Below are 18,505 nucleotides of genomic sequence, written 5' to 3' on the forward strand. Positions count from 1 at the left end.
GCGGCCTGGACACTGAGTTCTGGACTCAGAGCACCGGACACCGAGCCTCACGACGGGTCACGGACTGGCCTGGCGCCGCGAGCTGCTGAGCCGGTCGAGGGTCAGATGTGCGGAGCGCTCGGGGACTTCACCTGCGGGGCTGTCCTCGTAGTCGAGGTAGTCGAGAGCCACCATCAGGCCCGGCCAGCGGGGGGCCAGCCACAGGCGGTAGTGCTTCTGATCACGATGCTTGCGCCAGGTGTCCAGCCGCAGGGTGCGGAAGGTCTGACCGGCGGCCACGCGGGATTCCTGGGCCTGGATCTCATACATCAGTGTCCGGGTGCGTCCCTTGTGATCCAGATATTCCAGCGCACAGGGGGCTCCCGTCAGGCAACTTCCCGCGGCCCACTGGGCATCGGCCTGCTGGCTCAGCAGTACCAGCAGGGTCTGGCGGTCGGGGAGGAGCGTCTCGTCAGGCTCGGGTGCCTCGCGGCTGTAGTCCTTGCCGATACCCGCCAGACGATAACCGGAACGATACCCGGCCGGCTGCAGCTGGCCCTCCTTGAGGAGGAAGCGTCCCTGCTCGTAGCCGCTGGCCACCTTGATGGAGGCCTCCATGCTGGCGATGTAAAGCTCCCCGCTCTGGCTGATGCGCTGCGTGATGGGCACATCCGGCCAGCCGTCCAGCACCAGGATGTATTGAGCGGTGAAGGGCACGGGAGACTCCGCGCTGCTCACGTCAGCGCTCGCCTGTTGCGCCGTGCTCAACAGGGCTGATCCCAGCAGCATCGCGCCAAGCCAGCCGTTCAGGCGGCGAGGCGAGGGTATCCGTCGCAGGCGTGTCCAGTGGATTCGTCGTGGTACAAGGGCAAGCATGGTGACTCCTGTCGAAGCTTTCTGTCCGCAAATGGGGCCGCCCTTGGGGAGTGGTGTCGTTCGGGGCGAGAGCATGATGATTGGGCAGCGTGGCCGCATGCAAGGTTCCCTCGCGCTGGCGCACCTCTCCTGCAAGTCGTGGATGATGCATGAGGACCTGCTGGCGATGGCCCCGATGACAGGCGCATCAGGCACAGGACGCTATTTCAGCGCTTGCTCATGCGCGCCGGACAGGTACTCTGGGAACGCCTTGTGCGTGAGCTGCAGGCTTCCCGACATGTCAGGCAGAGGTGATGTCAGGCGAGCGCGATGCAGTGATGCCAACCCCCGTTTGTTCAATCAGGAGATCATCATGGCCAGCATTGTCATCATTGCCGGAGATTTTGTGGAAGACTATGAGCTGATGGTGCCGTTCCAGGCGCTGCAGGCGATGGGTCATCGGGTCGATGTGGTATGCCCGGACAAGCGTGAAGGCGATATCGTCAAGACGGCGATCCACGACTTCGAAGGCGATCAGACCTATACCGAGAAGCCGGGTCACAACTTCGCGCTCAACGCGAGCTTCGCCGACCTCAAGGCGGAAGACTACGATGCGCTGCTGATTCCCGGTGGCCGCGCCCCCGAGTACCTGCGTCTGGACGAGCGCGTGCTGAACCTGGTGCGTCACTTCGTCGAGGCCGACAAGCCCATCGCCGCCGTCTGCCATGGCCCGCAGCTGCTGGCGGCTGCCATGTCGCTGGAAGGCCATCGCGTCAGCGCCTATCCGGCCTGCGCGCCGGAGGTCAAGCTGGCAGGTGGCGAATTCGTGTCACTGGAAGTCACCGATGCCGTGACCTCCGGCAAGCTGGTGACCGCGCCGGCTTGGCCGGCCCACCCGGAGTGGCTTCGTCAGTTCAATGCCCTGCTGGCATGAGGCGTGACTGACCTCCATTGCGGCTGACATGCATTGCGACTGACATGAGCCGTGGCACGAGCTGCCATCGCGCCTCGTGATGCTCGACGACGACACCCCGCCTTGGCGGGGTGTCGTCGTTTCAGGCGGTGAGTCTCTCGATCCAGGCGCGATGCGGGGCGAGGCGTGACTGGTGTTCCGCCCGCCAGACGGGGTCGCCCAGGGTGCTGGCGTAGCGGCTGGCATGATCACAGGCCAGCAGCAGCCAGCTACCCGTCAGCGCCTCGCCGCGGGCGTGCTTGAGCTCGAGGGTTTCCAGCAGGCCCGCGAAGGCGGTGCCGGTGGAGGGCCCGACGGCAAGCCCGGCATGCTCTGCCAGCCATAGTGCCGCCGCCTGGCTGCGGGCATCCGCGATGCGTCGATAATCATCGAAGTGCACGGGGTCGAACGCCTCCAGTACACAGGGGCGGCCAATGCCCTCGATGGGGTTGGGTGCCTGAGGCGCGGGTAGTGAGGTCATGCGGGTGCCATGGGTGTGATGGTGCTGCCAGCAGGCATGATAGACGGAGTGTTCGGGGTCCACGCCGATCACGCGAGCGCCATGGCCCCTGTGGTGTAGAGGCCCCGAGTGGTGAAAAGGCCCCGTGTGGTGTAGAGGCCCCGAGTGGCGAAGAAGACCCTTGTGACGCAGATGGCGCGCGAAGGTGGCGGCGCTGCCGCCGGTGCCAGCGCCGAGAAAGACCGCCTCAAGCTCCGGCAGCTCGCGTTCGGCGATCTGTGCCAGACACTCGCCCGGCAGGCTTGTCTCGCTCTGCCAGTCGCTGGCCGTGGCGGCATGCTGGAACTGGTTGAGGAAGTGGCCGCCGCTGTCCTCGGCCAGCGCCTGGGCGGACTGGCAGAGGTGGACGGCATTCTCGATCTCCACGACACGCCCGCCCTCGTCACGAATCGCCTTCAGCTTGTCACATGCGGTGCCCTTGGGTACCACGGCGATGAATTCCAGTCCCAGGCGGCGTGCCAGCCACGCTTCAGAGACCGCCGTGGAGCCTGACGAGGCGTCGATGACCGGGCGTCCGGGACTGAGACAGCCTTGCTTCAAGGCCTGCTCGAACAACGCCATGGCCAGTCGATGCTTGAGTGAACCACTGGCGTGGGCGCGCTCGTCCTTGATCAGCACGCGCGCCTCGCCAAGCCCGCAAAGCGCAAGCTCCCTGAGCGGAGTGACGGGCGTGGCTGCCTTCAAGGCGGCCAGCTGTGCCAGGCACTCCTGTCGCCATGCTTCCAGAGGCGCCCTGTGCAGCAAGCCCTCCGTAGGAGTGGCGAGTGAAGAGGGCGCACACGGCGAGCGAGGGGGAAAGGCAGTGGTCGGCATGGCAGCGGTTCCTGTCGCGGGGAGGAGCCTTCATGGTACGACCGGCTGTCAGGCAAAACTTGCCAGTTGTCATGGCGTGGGCCATGTTCTGTAGCAAGATTTTGTCGTGAGGAGGGAGTATGGAGAAAATTGTGCTCGATGCCACGGACCGCGCGCTGCTGCGGCTGTTGCAGCGTGATGCCAGCCTGTCATTGGCGGCACTGGCGGAGTCGGTGCATCTGACCACCTCACCCTGCTGGAAACGCCTCAAGCGGCTGGAGGAATGCGGGGTGATCACCGCGCGGGTGGCGCTGCTGGATGCCGAGCGGGTCGGGCTGGGGCTGACCGCCTTCGTGCAACTCAAGACCCGCGATCATTCGCGGGCCTGGTTCGAGCGGTTCGTGGCGGTGATCGAGGAGATCGAGGAAGTCACCGAGTTCTATCGCATGGCGGGCGACTATGACTACCTGCTCAAGGTTCAGGTCGCGGACATGAATGCCTACGACCGCGTCTACAAGCAGCTGGTCAATACCCTCGATGACCTCACCGATGTCTCGGCACGCTTCGCGATGGAGTGTCTCAAGTCGACCACCGCGCTTCCGGTGTGAAACGCACGCCTCAGTAGCCGTGTTCCAGACTGATGCCCGTCAGGGACTCACCGCGCTGCACGCGGCGGATGTTCTCCGCCAGCTGGTCGGCGGCCTCGGAGACCGGGGTCGGGGCGGCGGCGTGCGGGGTGATGATCACCTTCGGGTGCTGCCACAGCGGGCTGTCGCCGGCGAGCGGCTCATGCTGGAAGACATCCAGCAGCGCGCCGCGCAACTGATCCTTCTCCAGCGCCGCGAGCAGATCCTCCTCGACCACGCTGCTGCCGCGGCCGGGATTGATCAGCACGGCGTCATCGGGCAGGGCCGCGAAGACCTCTGCATTCAGCACGTCGCGAGTGGCGGTGGTGTTGGGCAGCAGGTTGATCACCGCCTTGAGGCCAAGCGTTTCATCTCCCAGCACTGCCTTGAGCGAGCGACCGCCTTCCCCCTGTTCATGGTGGCAGGTCACGCCCTCCAGGGTGTGGGCGCTGCGGCTGAAGCCATGCACGGGGTAGCCGTCTGCCGCCAGCGCCTCGGCGATCTGCCGGCCGATGGCACCCAGGCCGAGCACCGCGACCGGATAATGCCTGGCGCGCACCACGCGATGTGGCGCCCAGTGACGCTCTGACTGCTGGACAGCGTAGCGATCGAAGTCACGTCGGAAGTGCAGCAGGCCGTAGCGCACGTAATCGAGCATGTGGCTGGCCATGCCGGCATCGCGCAGCTTGAGCACCGGCACCTCTCGAGGCAGGGCGGGATTGGCCAGCAGGCTGTCCACGCCGGCACCCAGATTGAGAATCGCCTTCACGTCGCGATGCCGCTCGAACAGTGCCGCCGGGGGGGCCCACACCACCAGGATGTCGCCCAGTGTCTCGCCGTCATCGGCAAGGATCTCGATGTCGCTGCTGTCCAGACGCTCACGCAGTGCCTCGCACCAGCGTTCTGCCCGCTCGTGATGTACCAGAATTCGCATGTGGCTCATCTGAAAGAGTCTCCTGAAAGGCCCTGGAGTATTTCCCGGTGATGTCGTGATGATGGCGCGGCCCTTGCAAGGGCCGAAGGGAAGGGCGACAGTGCCAGAGTCGCCTTTGACCCGCTGTCGGCAGAGTGACAGACTCGAATCAAGAGGGGAATTCGGATGTTCGCATATACGTTGACGGCTCTGGGCACCAGAGGCGCGCGTAAGGCTCCGCCCCGACGTGCTGCTTGCCTCAAGGCCTGATTGAACAGGAGCGCTGCATGAGCCAATTCCCGTCGCATCCGCCTATTGCCCAGCCTCCATTCGCGGGGCTCTACAACTTGCCGAATGGCGAAGCGCAGGCGATGCCCGACAACTGGGTACCGCGGCCACTGTCGGCCGGACGCCAGGCCTTCACCATCGGGGAATATCACGCCCGTATCCAGCGTGTCCGGGAAGCGATGGCGCGTGCCGGCATCGATGTGATGGTGATTTCCGACCCCTCCAACATGGCCTGGTTGACCGGTTATGACGGCTGGTCCTTCTATGTGCACCAATGTGTACTGCTGGGTCTGAGCGGTGAGCCAGTCTGGTACGGACGCCGTCAGGACGGCAACGGCGCGCTGCGTACCTGCTGGATGGGCGAGGACAACATCCTGTGGTATCCGGATTACTACGTGCAGAATCCGGACATGCATCCGATGGAGTTTCTCGCCCAGTCTATCCTGCCGCAGCGCGGCTGGCACGACGGCGTGGTGGGGGTCGAGCTCGACAACTACTACTACTCGGCGCGTGCCCATCTGGCGCTGGTCAAGGAGTTGCCCCACGCGCGACTGGTGGACGCCAACTCGCTGGTCAACTGGTGTCGGGCGATCAAGTCCGAGCAGGAGATCGCCTACATGCGCGTGGCGGGGCGCATCGTCGAGCGCATGCACTCGCGCATCCTCGAGATGATCGAGCCGGGCCTGCCCAAGAGTGCACTGGTCGCCGAGATCTATCGTGTCGGGGTCGAGGGTGTGGTCGGGCCGAATGGCGAGATTCTCGGCGGCGACTATCCGGCCATCGTGCCATTGCTGCCGACCGGCAGTGATGCCGCTGCCCCTCACCTGACCTGGGATGACACGCCGTTTCGCGAGGGCGAGGGCACCTTCTTCGAGATCGCCGGCTGCTACAAGCGCTATCACGCGCCGCTCTCGCGCACCGTGTTTCTCGGTCGGCCGCCGCGCGATTTCGTGCGTGGTGAGTCCGCCCTGCTGGAAGGCATCGAAAGCGGCCTGGCCATCGCCAGACCGGGCAATCGCTGCTGCGACATCGCGCTGGCGCTGGGCGCGGCGATGGACAAGTACGGCTTCGACCGGGGGGGCGCACGTTGCGGCTATCCCATCGGCATCAGCTATCCGCCGGATTGGGGCGAGCGCACCATGAGTCTGCGCCCCAGTGACGAGACGGTGCTGGAACCGGGCATGACCTTCCACTTCATGCCCGGCATGTGGATGGATGACTGGGGGCTCGAGATCACCGAGTCGATCCTGATCACCGAGAATGGTGCCGAGCCATTGTGTGACGTGCCCCGCCAGCTGTTCGTCAAGTGACGGGCTGGCCGTTCGTCAGTGATGCGATGCCATACGCCTTTGTTGTTGTGAGTTCGTCCGGCCAAGGAGGCCTGTCATGCGTGAATCTCCCGTCAGCCTGACCATTGACCTGAACGCCGATGGCCTTCAGCACGGCTTCTTCAAGTTGCCGATTTCCACCGATGAGTCTGCCTGGGGTGCCGTGATGACCCCGATCAGCGTGATCGCCAACGGTGAAGGCCCCACGGTGCTGCTCACCGGCGGCAATCACGGTGACGAGTACGAGGGCATCACCGCGCTCTACAAGCTGGCGGCCCGCCTCACGCCCGAGGACGTGCAGGGGCGTGTCATCATCGTGCCGACCATGAATGCGCTGGCGGCCAAGGCCGGCCGGCGCTGCTCGCCACTTGATGGCGGCAATCTCAATCGCAGCTTCCCCGGCGATCCCGAGGGGGACCTACCGAGCAGATCGCCGACTATTTCACCCGGGTGCTGGTACCGCAGTGTGACTACGCGCTGGACCTGCATTCCGGTGGCCGCACCCTGGATATCCTGCCGTTCGCGGCCGCGCACCGCCTGGACTATCTCGAGGCGTCGCTGGGCGTGGAGCAGTGCCGTCATCAGGAAGCCGAGAGTCTGGCCGGCGCGCTGGCCTTCGGTGCGCCTTCGGCGATGATGATGTTCGAGCTGGATGCCGAGGCGCTCTACGACACTGCCGTGGAGCGCCAGGGCAAGGTCTTCGTCACCACGGAGCTGGGGGGCGGCGGTTCCACCACGCCTGAGCGCCAGGCGATCGCCGACCGTGGCGTCGACAACTTCCTCGCCTTCAGTGGCGTGCTGCGCGAACGCAGTCGTGCCGACCTGGAAGGCGATGTCGAGCGACGCCATGCCGACCAGGCGGCCAGGCCGCTGCTGATCGACATGCCGGATGCCAGCTGCTACGTGCAGAGTGAGCATGAAGGCCTGCTGGAACTGTGCGTGGCGCTGGGTGAGCAGGTCAGCGCGGGGCAGTGCGTGGCTCGGGTCTACCCGCTGGGGCGGGCCGGTCAGCCGGCGGTGGAATATCGTGCCGAGCGCGACGGCGTGCTGGTGGCCCGGCGTTTCCCGGCGCAGGTCAGTCTCGGCGATACGCTGGCGGTGATCGCCGAGGTGGTGGACGATCTGGCGCGAGATGCCTCATGAGTTCAGGCGCTGCGCGCGCGATGCCCGCGCCCAGGCTTGATGCCTTCGATCTGAAGATTCTGGCGATCCTCGAGCGCGATGGTCGCATTACCAAGTCGCGGCTGGCCGAGGAGATCAATCTGTCGGTCAGCCCGTGCTGGGAGCGGGTCAAGCGCCTTGAGCAGGCCGGTATCATCGAGGGCTATTCGGCGCGCATCAATCAGGCGCTGCTCGAGGCGCAGCGCGGCGGCGCCGTGGTGGCAGCCCCGCGCACGCCGGTATGGGTGGAGATACACCTCAAGCATCACGATGCCGAGAGCTTCCAGCGCTTCGAGCGCGCCATGCGCGAGGCGGACGAGGTGATCGAGTGCGTGGCGGTCGGCGGCGGCGTGGATTATCTGCTGCGTCTCGAGACGGCGAGCATCGATGCCTACCAGCGATTGATCGACCGCTGGCTGGTCTCAGAGCTGGGGATCGATCGTTACTTCACCTACATCGTCACCAAGCAGGTAAAATAGCGCGCCATTGCAGCCGACCTTCCTCTTTCGCAGCGCGAGATATCATCACCATGGCGCCTTCCACCGCCCCTTCAGGCTCCGTTGTCAGCCAGTCCCATGTCCTATCTGACGCGCCTGACGCGCCGGTGCTGATCTTTGATTCGGGGGTCGGAGGACTCTCGGTGGCGGCGGAGATTCGCCGCCAATGGCCGACGTTGCCGCTGGCCTATGTGTGTGACAACGCCGCGCTCCCCTACGGCACCAAGGCCGATGACTGGCTGGTGACGCGCATCGCGCAGGTGTGTGCGGCGGCGGTCGAGGCAAGTGGAGCGCGTGCCCTGGTGGTGGCGTGCAATACCGCCAGCACGCTGGCGCTGCAGGCATTGCGCGAGACGTTGTCGATTCCGGTGATCGGTACCGTACCGGCGATCAAGCCTGCCGCGCTGCTGGCGCGCAGCCGTCAGAGCGCGGTGCGCCGCGCACAGGGCGAGCCGCCAGTGTTCGGCTTGCTGGCCACCTCCGCCACGGTGAGGCGTGCCTATACCGAGCAGTTGATCCATGATTTCGCGGCGGACTGCCAGGTGATTCGCGTCGCGGCGGACCCGCTGGTCGCCGAGGCCGAGCGCCGTCTGCGTGGCGAGGCTGCTCGCCCCGAGGTGGTCGCGGCGAGTCTGGCGGATCTCGCGGCGGTACCGGGGCTGGAGGTGGTGATTCTCGGCTGTACCCACTTCCCGCTGCTCAGTGCGGACATCGCCAGCGCCTTGGGCAGGAATGCGCCGGGTGAACCACCGCTGGCGCTGGTGGATTCCGGCGCGGCGATCGCACGGCGCGTGGCCCAGGTGCTGGAGTTGCCGGCCCGCACGGCGCAGGCCACGCTGGCGCAAGACGAGGTGTCTGGCGCAGGCATCGCCCTGGCGACGGACGCCTGTCAGCCCGGCCTTGCCACTGCACTTGAAAGCCAGGGGTTTGCCGCCCCTCGAGGACTCGCGCTCGGCCCCTGACGGCCCCAGTCGCTGCATGAGTCACCAACCCGTGCTTGAGCTTCGCGCTGCCGGTGGTAGGCTAGCGCGCCCAACCTTTGAATGGACGTGATCGGCATGGCTTGCCATGACCCCATCCGCGTCCCTTTGCTCATCGTTTCAGTGCTGCGGTATGCCCGCAGGCAGGAGTCAGTGTGGCCATCGCCATCGTCGATCCCAGTCAGTATGAACAGCAGCTTGCCGAGAAGGCCGAGCAGACCCGCGCCCGTTTCGCCGCCTTCGATGCGCCGGAGCTCGAGGTGTTTCCCTCGCCGCCCAGTCATTACCGCATGCGCTGCGAATTTCGTATCTGGCATGAGGATGACGACCTCTACTATGCGATGTTCGAGGTGGAATTCGACGACGAGGGCAACAAGAAGAAGACGGTCGTGCGGATGGACGACTTCCCGGTGGCCAGCCAGCGCATCAATACGCTGATGCCGCTGCTGCGTGAGCGACTCAAGGCCAGTCCGGTGCTGCGTGAGCGTCTGTTCCAGTGTGAATTCCTCACCACCCTGAGTGGCGAGGCACTGGTCACGCTGATCTATCACCGCAAGCTGGAAGAGGACTGGGAAGCCGAGGCGCGCGCGCTGGAGCAGGAACTCGACATCATGATCATCGGGCGTTCACGCAAGCAGCACCTCGTGCTGACGCGCGATCACGTCTTCGAGCGTCTCGAGGTCGATGGACGTGAATATGTCTATCAGCAGGTCGAGAACAGCTTCACCCAGCCCAACGCCGAGATCTGCCGCTCCATGCTCAGCTGGGCGCGCGACGTGACCCATCCGGACAAGGCGCGAGCGGAAGGCCGGGAGCAGGGCGATCTGGTCGAGCTCTATTGTGGCAACGGCAATTTCACCATCGCGCTGGCCGAGAACTTCCGTCGCGTGCTGGCCACCGAGATCTCGCGGACGTCGGTGGCCTCGGCGCAGGTCAATCTGGCGGCCAATGGCATCGACAATGCCCAGGTGGCGCGCATGTCCGCCGAGGACTTCTCGCTGGCACTGGCCGGTGAGAAGGAGGGGCGTCGCGTGGCGGAGATGGACCTCGAGAATCATGACTTCCGCACCGTGCTGGTGGACCCGCCGCGCGCCGGTCTCGATGCCGACAGCTGCGAGCAGACCGCGCGCTACGAACGGATCGTCTATATCTCCTGCAACCCGCAGACGCTGAGCGAGAATCTCGAGGTGCTGTGCCGCACGCATCGCATCGAGCGTTTCGCGCTGTTCGACCAGTTCCCCTATACCGATCACCTGGAGTGTGGGGTCTATCTCGTCAGGAAGTGAGTGAAAGCAGGCGTGTCAGCAAGTGAGAGACGGCGGAGCGTTTTCCGCCTCGACGCTTGAAAAGCCGAGGCCCCGTTGCCAACTAGACTCCAGATCCGGCTCCATGAGCCATCGGGAGTGATAGTGGTGGCGGGGCCTCGTCGTGTCTGTCTCGATGAACGTCTTGTTAGACTTTCGTTTCATGACGCGAGGCGCAAGTCAATACCCGATGCACAGATGTCATGCAGCATGACCAATATGGAACAGGCATGGGGCCGAGGCACAGACTGCGCTAGTCTGTGATGCACTGCATGAGCCTGCGCCTTGGCATCCTGTCACGGGTGCGAGCGTGGGCTCTCTATGACTATTCTTCCTGATACTTCCATCAGGTCAGTCGAGGTGATTGATGCTACACGTGGCGACGGACGGCAAGCAGGAATTCCTTGCGCAGCTCCAAGAGCAGCTGGACAAGCGACTTCCCAAGGACAAGGTGCAGGAAATCGCGGCCTTTGCGCGCGATTATCATGCGACGGCTTCCTTCGAGGACATGGCCGAGCGCAAGCTGGATGACCTCTACGGCTCCACTCTGGCCATATGGCACTTCCTGCAGAGTCACGCTGCCCCCAAGGTGCGCGCCTACAACCCTGACTTCGAGAAGCATGGTTGGCAGTCCACCCATACCATCATCGAAGTGCTGCACCCGGACATGCCCTTCCTGGTGGACTCGGTGCGCATCGAGCTCAATCGTCGCGGCATCACCGTGCATGCCATCCACAATGCCGTGCTGGCCGTGGCGCGCGATGCCTCCGGTCAGCTGGAGCGCGTGACCGCGCCGCGCGCCGAGAACGCTCCCGAGACGCGCGAGTCACTGATCTACATCGAGATCGATCGTCACAACGATGGCGAGATGCTCGAAGATCTGGAAAACAGCCTGAGTGAAGTGCTGGCTGAAGTGCGGGTCGCCGTGGCGGATTTCGAGGCCATGCGCTCCCAGGGGGCTCAGGCGCTCAGAGAGCTGCGTGACAACCGTCCTGCCACCGTGTCCGAGGCGGATCACCAGGAAGCCTGCGAGTTCATGGAGTGGATGGGCAACGATCACTTCACCTTCCTCGGCTATGACGAATACACCGTCGAAGAGCAGGAAGACGGCACTCGCGTGCTGAGCAAGGTCGAGGGTTCCGAGCTTGGCGTCCTGAAGCTGGACCTCGAGCGCTATCACGAGCAGTCCCGCCATCAGCAGAGCGTCAACAGCGATCAGTACGTGCTGATCCCGGAGCTGCTGTCCTTCGCCAAGAGCGCCTTCCACGCCCGCGTGCACCGTCCGGCCTATCCGGACTACATCACTGTCGAGCGCTTCGATGCCGAAGGCCGCGTGATCGGCGAGCGTCGTTTCCTGGGGCTCTACACCTCAACGGTCTACAACCAGAGTCCGCGCAACGTGCCGATTCTGCGTCGCAAGGTGCAGGACGTCATGGAGGCCGCCGGGGTCAACCCGAAGGGCCACAACGGCAAGCACCTGCTGCAGATTCTGGAAGTCTATCCGCGTGATGACCTCTTCCAGATCTCCACGGATGAGCTGACCCGCACCGCCACCAGCATCCTCAATATCCGTGAGCGTCGTCGCGTGCGTCTGATCGTGCGTGAAGACCGCTTCGGCAAGTTCTTCTCCGTGCTGGTGTTCGTGCCGCGCGATGTCTACTCCACCGACCTGCGCGTGCGCATCCAGAATCTGCTCTGCGAAGAGCTGGATGCCACCTTCGGTGATTTCACGCCGTATCTGTCCGAGTCCGTGCTGACACGCATCCAGTTCATCCTGCGCTTCAAGGGCGACGAGCCTGGTCAGTACGACATGCGCGCGCTGGAGAACAAGATCGCCCAGCTGGCACGCAGCTGGCGTGACGAGCTGCACGCCGCGATGGTGGAAGGCTTCGGTGAAGAGCAGGCCAATGAACTGATGAGCCGTTATCGCGATGCCTTCCCGGGCAGCTACCGTGATGACTTCTCGCCGCGCACCGCCGTCTACGACGTGGGCCATCTGCGTGCGCTGGATGAAGGCGATGTCGTGGCCTTGAGCACCTATCGTCTGGTCGAGGATGACAACTCGGGTGTCAACCTGAAGCTGTTCCACAAGCATCAGCCGATTCCGCTGTCCGACGTGCTGCCGGTTCTCGAGAACCTGGGGCTGCGCGTCATCGGCGAGCGTCCTTACGAGATCGAGCGCAGCGATGCCACCTGCTGGATCCACGATTTCGATCTGGAGCACCACGGCAAGGGCGCAGTCGAGCTGTCCGAAGTGCGCGAGAGCTTCATCGAAGCCTTCAAGAAGATCTGGTCCGGTGAAGCCGAATCCGACGCCTTCAACCGCCTGATCATCGGCTCCGGCCTTGATTGGCGTGAAGTGGCGATGCTGCGTGCCTACGCGCGTTACCTGAAGCAGATCCGCTTCGGCCTCTCCCAGGCCTACATCGCCAATGCCCTGGGCAGCCATCCGGATATCACCCGCGAGCTGGTGCAGCTGTTCAACCTGCGCTTCGACCCGCAGGGTCAGGGCGATGAGGATGACGTCAGCGCCTGCCGCGAGCGCATCAATGGTCTGCTCGATCAGGTCTCCAGCCTCAACGACGACCGTCTGCTGCGTCGCTACGTGGATCTGATGATGGCCACCCTGCGCACCAACTTCTTCCAGCCGGCGGAAGATGGTCAGGCCAAGGACTACATCAGCTTCAAGCTCGATACCCGTCAGATTCCGGACGTGCCCAAGCCGCGTCCGATGTTCGAGATCTTCGTCTACTCGCCGCGCGTCGAGGGCGTGCACCTGCGCGGTGGCAAGGTCGCGCGCGGTGGTCTGCGCTGGTCCGACCGTCACGAGGACTTCCGCACCGAAGTGCTGGGGCTGGTCAAGGCGCAGCAGGTCAAGAACGCGGTCATCGTGCCGGTGGGTGCCAAGGGCGGCTTCGTCTGCAAGCGCATGCCGGAAAGCAACGACCGTGACGTGATCCAGAAGGAAGGTATCGCCTGCTACCAGATCTTCATCCGCGCACTGCTCGACATCACCGACAACCTGTCCGGTGGTGACGTGGTACCGCCGAACGCCGTCGTGCGCTATGACGAAGACGACCCCTACATGGTGGTCGCGGCGGACAAGGGCACCGCGACCTTCTCCGACATCGCCAATGCCATCTCCAACGAGTACGGCTTCTGGCTGGGCGATGCCTTCGCCTCTGGTGGCGCCAACGGCTATGACCACAAGGGCATGGGCATCACCGCCAAGGGCGCCTGGGTCAGTGTGCAGCGTCACTTCCGCGAGATGGGCATCAACATCCAGGAAGACGAGTTCAGCGTGGTCGGTATCGGTGACATGGCCGGTGACGTCTTCGGCAACGGCATGCTGCTGTCCGAGAAGATCCGTCTGGTCGGTGCCTTCAACCACCGCAACATCTTCGTCGACCCGAACCCGGACACCGCGAAGAGCTTCGCCGAGCGCGAGCGTCTGTTCCGTCTGCCGCGTTCCAGCTGGGACGACTACGACAAGAGTCTGATCAGCGAAGGTGGCGGTCTGTTCTCGCGTGATGCCAAGACCATCACCATCACGCCGCAGATGAAGGAAGTCTTCGACATCCGCGAAGACCGCCTGGCGCCCAACGAGCTGATCAACGCGATGCTCAAGGCGCAGGTCGATCTGATCTGGAACGGCGGTATCGGCACCTACGTCAAGGCCTCCACCGAGACTCACGCCGATGTCGGTGACAAGGCCAACGACGGTCTGCGCATCAATGGCAACGAGCTGCGCTGCAAGGTGGTCGGAGAGGGCGGCAACCTGGGGCTGACCCAGCGTGGCCGCATGGAAGCCGCAGCCAAGCGTGGCGTGCGCGTCAACACCGATTTCATCGACAACGCCGGTGGCGTGAACTGCTCGGATCACGAGGTCAACATCAAGATCCTGCTGGACGACATCGTCGCCCGCGGTGACCTGACCGACAAGCAGCGCAACCAGCAGCTGGCCGAGATGACCGACGAGGTCGGCGAGCTGGTGATCAAGGACAACTATCGCCAGACCCAGGCACTGTCGCTCTCCGAGCTGCAGTCCAAGGAAGGCATGGGCGTCTTCCGTCGCTTCATCAATGAACTCGAAGCGGCCGGTACCCTGGATCGCGAGCTCGAGTTCCTGCCCTCCGATGAGGCGCTGATCGAGCGTTCCAATGCCGGTGAAGCCCTGACCCTGCCGGAACTGTCCGTGCTGGTGTCCTACGCCAAGAGCGATCTCAAGACCAGTCTGATCGCCTCTGACGTGCCGGATGACAGCTACGTGCAGCAGCATCTGGAGCGTGCCTTCCCGCGCGTGCTGATGGAGCGCTTCCCGGAGGAAATGTATCAGCACCGTCTGAAGCGTGAGATCGCCGCCACCCAGATCGCCAATGACCTGGTGGATCACATGGGCATCGCCTTCGTGCGTCGCCTGGAAGACACCACCGGTGCCGGCAAGGCCGAGATTGCGCGTGCCTACATCGTGGCGCGTGACAGCTTCAACCTGGAAGCGCTGTGGACCCAGATCGAGGCGCTGGATCACCAGGTGCCGGCCGACATGCAGTACCGCATGATGAGCGATCTGATGCGCCTGATGCGTCGCGCCACCCGCTGGTTCCTGCGCCAGCGCAGCAGCATGGGCGTCAAGGAGAGCATCTCGCACTTCGCGCCGCGTCTGGCTCAGCTGTCCGAGAGCATCGGCGAGCGCCTCAAGGGCGAAGCCCGCGAGCACTGGGAGGCTCGTCGCGACCACTACGTCGAGGCAGGCGTTCCGGAAGCGCTGGCCAGCACCATCGCGGCGACCTCAAGCCTGTATGCCGGTCTCGGCATCATCGAGGCCGCCAAGGTGACCGGCGAGAAGATCAACCGTGTGGCGGAAGCCTTCTACGGCATCGGCCATCGTCTCGAGCTGCCGTGGGTCGGCGACAAGATCAACGGCCTCGAGGTGCAGGACAGCTGGCAGGCCCAAGCGCGCGAGAGCTTCCGTGATGACCTGGATCGTCAGCAGCTGGCCCTGACCGTCAGCGTGCTCAAGCAGGACAATGCCCCGCGCGAGATCGATGAGCGTGTCGACAACTGGATGGCAAGCCATGAAGGACTGGTCAGCCGCTGGTGCTCACTGCTCGGCGAGATGAAGAGTGGTGCCCAGTTGAGCTTCCCGCTGTTCGCCGTCGCACTGCGTGAACTGGTCGATCTGGCCGAGTCCCGTCGCGAGGCGTGAGCCGGGCAGGAACTCTGCTGACCCGCGATACGCACATCTGTAAGCGTCATCGCTGAACGAAACCCCCGCCAATGGCGGGGGTTTTTTTGTGCAATCAAGAAAATCGCGATTGCCAAGGCTGGGGTAAGGTAACTGTCGTCGAGGGTCTGGTATGCTGAGGGCAGCGAGTGCAACCCCTGTTTCCTGAGCCGCATGGTTGCCGCGATGGCAGCGGTCGGCTTACGTTATCAAGAACTTCAGTACAACAAGGCAGAGACACCATGTCACAACGTGCGTTACCCCTTGCCTGCGCCATTGCGCTCGGCCTCTCCAGTCTCGCATCCCAGGCCGTGCTGGCAGATGGCAGCCCTGCACAGCAGCGTGCCGAAGCCGCTGCGGGCAAGCTGGATATCTCCAAGTTTCTCAAGCCGCGCAGCGATGCCCACAGCCAGAACTTCCAGTTCGGTGGTACCAGTGTCCATCAGTTCACCATCAAGGAAGCCGGACGTTATGAGATCGACGGCAACGCCAACTTCGATGTGAGTGATCCCTACACCCTGGATGCCAGCCTGGAAGACGAGCAGGGTGCGATCATCGCCACGGGCACGGGTGACAGGGCATCGGATGGCCTGAACATGAATGTCGAGCTGGAGCCCGGGGTCTACAAGCTGCGCGTACGCGCCGACAAGCTGGGTGCCGGCAAGTCGGGTGGCAATACCTATGAAGTGAACGTGGCGGGCCTCAGCGAGAGCGGTGAGAAGCTCTCCGCCGAGGAAAGCGGCATCGAGACCGGTGACGGTCTGGTGTTCCTGGACACCGATGGTGATGGCCGCCGCACTGCCTTCGTCGATGCAGACGATGAAGTGGCGACCATCAAGCCGGCCACCGTGGCCGCGGCTGAGCAGGCGGCGCGCGAGCAGAAGGCCGCCGAGACCGGCAACGCTGCCGCGGAAGGTAGCGCTACTGCCGGTGAAGCCGTCGCCAGCACGGCGACTGGCACGGCCGAAGCTGCCACTACGGCGTCTGCCACTACGGCGTCTGCCACTACGGCGGCGGCGACCGGCAGCGCTGCTGTCACCGAGAGTGAAGCGGAGCCGGACCGTCGTTTCGATGAGATCGTCACCGATGTGCGCATTCGCGAGAAGGGCGAGGTCATGACCTTCGATGTCTCAGATCGCGGCACCGTGACCATCGACAGCGAGACCTTCCCGGGCAGTGAAGGTACCTACAAGCTGCAGATGCGTTTGCTGGATGAGAACGGCAATACCGTTGCCAGCGACAAGGGCGAAGGTTTCGAGGGCGACTTCCACCTCGAGACCGTGCTGGAACCGGGGCGCTACACCGTGTGGGTCAGCGGTCAGAAGTTCGGCACTGCCATGGAAGGGGTCAACAACTACACCGTGCGGGTGCGTCAGCTGGACGTCAAATAAGTCCAGCGATCAGACCCTGACAGTGACAAGGAAGGCGGCCCTCGGGGCCGCCTTCCTTCGTGTGTCGCTTCCTTGCCGCCTTCCTCTGTGCCTCATCTTCGTCACTTCTCTTCGTTCTCCCTCGTCATTCTTGCCTGAGGCAATCGCGTCCGGCGGAGTGTCTGTCGCGACGGGCTTCGGGTATACTTCGCGCCCAGTTCCGCTGTCGTCATGCCCCCTGTCGCTGCTGCCTGGAGATCACCATGTACTCGTTTGCTCGCTCGCTTCTGTTCAAGCTCGATCCGGAAACGGCTCATGGTGTGACGCTCAACGCCCTGGACATGGCCCATCGGCTTGGCATGGCGCGTGGATTGGGCGGTGAGGCACCACGTGACCCGGTGACGCTGATGGGCCTAGAATTCCCCAACCGTGTCGGGCTGGCTGCCGGTCTCGACAAGAATGCCGATCACCTCGATGCGCTCGCCGCCCTGGGATTCGGTTTCGTGGAGGTCGGCACGGTGACGCCGAAAGGGCAGGCTGGCAATCCGAAGCCGCGCCTGTTCCGCCTGCCGGAGCACCAGGCGATCATCAACCGCATGGGCTTCAACAATGCCGGGGTTGAGCATCTGGTCGCGAAGGTCAAGGCCAGTCAGGCGCGTGGTGCCTCCGGTGTCGTGTTGGGGATCAACATCGGCAAGAACCTGACCACGGCGGTGGATGATGCGCTGAACGACTATCTGGTCTGCCTCGCGGCCGTGCATGCTCACGCCGACTACATCACCGCCAACATCTCGTCGCCCAACACGCCGGGATTGCGCAATCTGCAGTTCGGGGACCACCTCAATCAGTTGCTGGCGGGGCTGCGCGAGCGCTGTGATCAACTCGATGCCGAGCGTGGCAAGAAGGTCCCGCTGGTGATCAAGATCGCCCCTGATATGGACAGTGAAGAGATTCTGTTCGTGGCGCGGGCGTTGGCGGACAACGGCATCGATGGCGTCATCGCCACCAACACCACCATCGAGCGTACGGCGGTAGCGGGTAGTCCGCATGCGCAGGAGGCGGGCGGACTTTCCGGCGCACCGGTGCGTGAATCCTCCACCCGTGTGATTCGTGGCCTGCGTGAAGCGCTGCCGAACATGCCGATCATCGGTGTGGGCGGTATCACCGATGGCGAGAGTGCACGTGAGAAGATTGCCGCGGGGGCGGATCTGGTTCAGCTGTATTCCGGGCTGATCTATCGCGGCCCGGCGCTGATCGGAGAGTGCGCGCGTGCATTGGAGAAGGCGGATACGCTCATCAAGCTGTGATCAGACAGCCAGACAACGAAAGAGCCGCCTCCTGACATCAGAAGGCGGCCTCGGTACCGGCGTGAATGATGATGTGGCAGTGTCAGCGATGTGTCTCGTGAACTGACATTGCCGTGTTGGCTGCCATGTCCAGCCAGCGTGCACGATGCGAAGCGCTTTTGCCGTCAGGAACGGCGGTCGGGTATTGGCCCATCGAGCTCATCGGGTCCGTGGATGGTGATAGCAGGCCTGCAAGAAGCCTGCTGATGCAGTCAAGGTGAACGTTTGCCCGTGTCGTGCTCCGCGCTGAACCGTCGTTCATGCAGGCCGTCGCCTGCCGCGCATTCTCTGGAGCCATGTCGCGAGGGAATCGACACGAGCGCCAACATCTCGGCCTTTCAAGCGGAGAAGCGAGTCGGCCCCATTGCCT

At 63.9% G+C, this 18,505-nt stretch carries 12 protein-coding genes and 1 pseudogene; 10 read left to right on the plus strand and 3 right to left on the minus strand.

Annotated elements, in window-relative coordinates; genetic code table 11:
• Positions 1–57: 57 nt before the first annotated feature.
• Positions 58–855: a hypothetical protein gene (locus BFX80_RS03300; protein ID WP_157109427.1), complete on the minus strand. Its 798-nt coding sequence runs from the start codon at positions 853–855 to the stop codon at positions 58–60.
• A gap of 352 nt (positions 856–1,207) precedes the next feature.
• Between BFX80_RS03300 and BFX80_RS03305 the strand changes: the two genes are divergently transcribed.
• The gene (locus BFX80_RS03305) at positions 1,208–1,768 is read left to right on the plus strand and encodes a DJ-1/PfpI family protein (protein WP_077378415.1); all 561 of its coding nucleotides are present in this window, start codon (positions 1,208–1,210) and stop codon (positions 1,766–1,768) included.
• Between the two features lie 121 nt (positions 1,769–1,889).
• Here BFX80_RS03305 and BFX80_RS03310 read toward each other — a convergent pair whose 3' ends face one another.
• A complete protein-coding gene (locus tag BFX80_RS03310; protein ID WP_084207937.1) occupies positions 1,890–3,119 on the minus strand; it encodes a PLP-dependent cysteine synthase family protein in 1,230 nt (409 codons plus the stop codon).
• A 119-nt stretch (positions 3,120–3,238) separates the two neighbouring features.
• On the opposite strand from BFX80_RS03310, the gene BFX80_RS03315 reads away from it, so the two are divergent.
• Positions 3,239–3,706: an Lrp/AsnC family transcriptional regulator gene (locus BFX80_RS03315; protein ID WP_077378421.1), complete on the plus strand. Its 468-nt coding sequence runs from the start codon at positions 3,239–3,241 to the stop codon at positions 3,704–3,706.
• Between the two features lie 10 nt (positions 3,707–3,716).
• On the opposite strand, the gene BFX80_RS03320 is transcribed toward BFX80_RS03315, so the two are convergent.
• Complete coding sequence (locus BFX80_RS03320) at positions 3,717–4,667, minus strand: 2-hydroxyacid dehydrogenase (RefSeq protein WP_338079142.1); 951 nt, start codon at positions 4,665–4,667, stop codon at positions 3,717–3,719.
• A 341-nt stretch (positions 4,668–5,008) separates the two neighbouring features.
• Between BFX80_RS03320 and doeA the strand changes: the two genes are divergently transcribed.
• From doeA to BFX80_RS03360, 8 genes and pseudogenes are all read left to right on the plus strand, one after another.
• Entirely contained in the window at positions 5,009–6,235 is a 1,227-nt protein-coding gene (gene doeA / locus BFX80_RS03325; RefSeq protein WP_077378504.1) for an ectoine hydrolase DoeA, read from the plus strand.
• 76 nt (positions 6,236–6,311) lie between these two features.
• Positions 6,312–7,396: pseudogene (doeB, locus tag BFX80_RS03330) on the plus strand (N(2)-acetyl-L-2,4-diaminobutanoate deacetylase DoeB).
• Positions 7,393–7,893 carry an Lrp/AsnC family transcriptional regulator gene (locus BFX80_RS03335; RefSeq protein ID WP_240499656.1) on the plus strand — a complete coding sequence of 167 codons (501 nt, stop codon included), beginning with the start codon at positions 7,393–7,395 and terminating at the stop codon, positions 7,891–7,893. Before doeB ends, BFX80_RS03335 begins: the two are co-directional and overlap by 4 nt.
• A 125-nt stretch (positions 7,894–8,018) precedes the next feature.
• Positions 8,019–8,873 (plus strand): glutamate racemase, encoded by an 855-nt coding sequence (gene murI, locus BFX80_RS03340; protein ID WP_240499657.1) that lies wholly within the window; start codon positions 8,019–8,021, stop codon positions 8,871–8,873.
• A 173-nt stretch (positions 8,874–9,046) separates the two neighbouring features.
• On the plus strand, positions 9,047–10,177 hold the full coding sequence (trmA, locus tag BFX80_RS03345) for a tRNA (uridine(54)-C5)-methyltransferase TrmA (protein WP_084207940.1): 1,131 nt from the start codon (positions 9,047–9,049) through the stop codon (positions 10,175–10,177).
• 385 nt (positions 10,178–10,562) lie between these two features.
• Entirely contained in the window at positions 10,563–15,401 is a 4,839-nt protein-coding gene (locus BFX80_RS03350) for an NAD-glutamate dehydrogenase (protein WP_084207941.1), read from the plus strand.
• Between the two features lie 260 nt (positions 15,402–15,661).
• A complete protein-coding gene (locus tag BFX80_RS03355; protein ID WP_084207942.1) occupies positions 15,662–16,810 on the plus strand; it encodes a hypothetical protein in 1,149 nt (382 codons plus the stop codon).
• A 242-nt stretch (positions 16,811–17,052) separates the two neighbouring features.
• Positions 17,053–18,096: a quinone-dependent dihydroorotate dehydrogenase gene (locus BFX80_RS03360; RefSeq protein ID WP_084207943.1), complete on the plus strand. Its 1,044-nt coding sequence runs from the start codon at positions 17,053–17,055 to the stop codon at positions 18,094–18,096.
• Positions 18,097–18,505 lie beyond the last annotated feature (409 nt).

Source organism: Cobetia marina (assembly GCF_001720485.1).
Lineage (GTDB): Bacteria > Pseudomonadota > Gammaproteobacteria > Pseudomonadales > Halomonadaceae > Cobetia > Cobetia marina.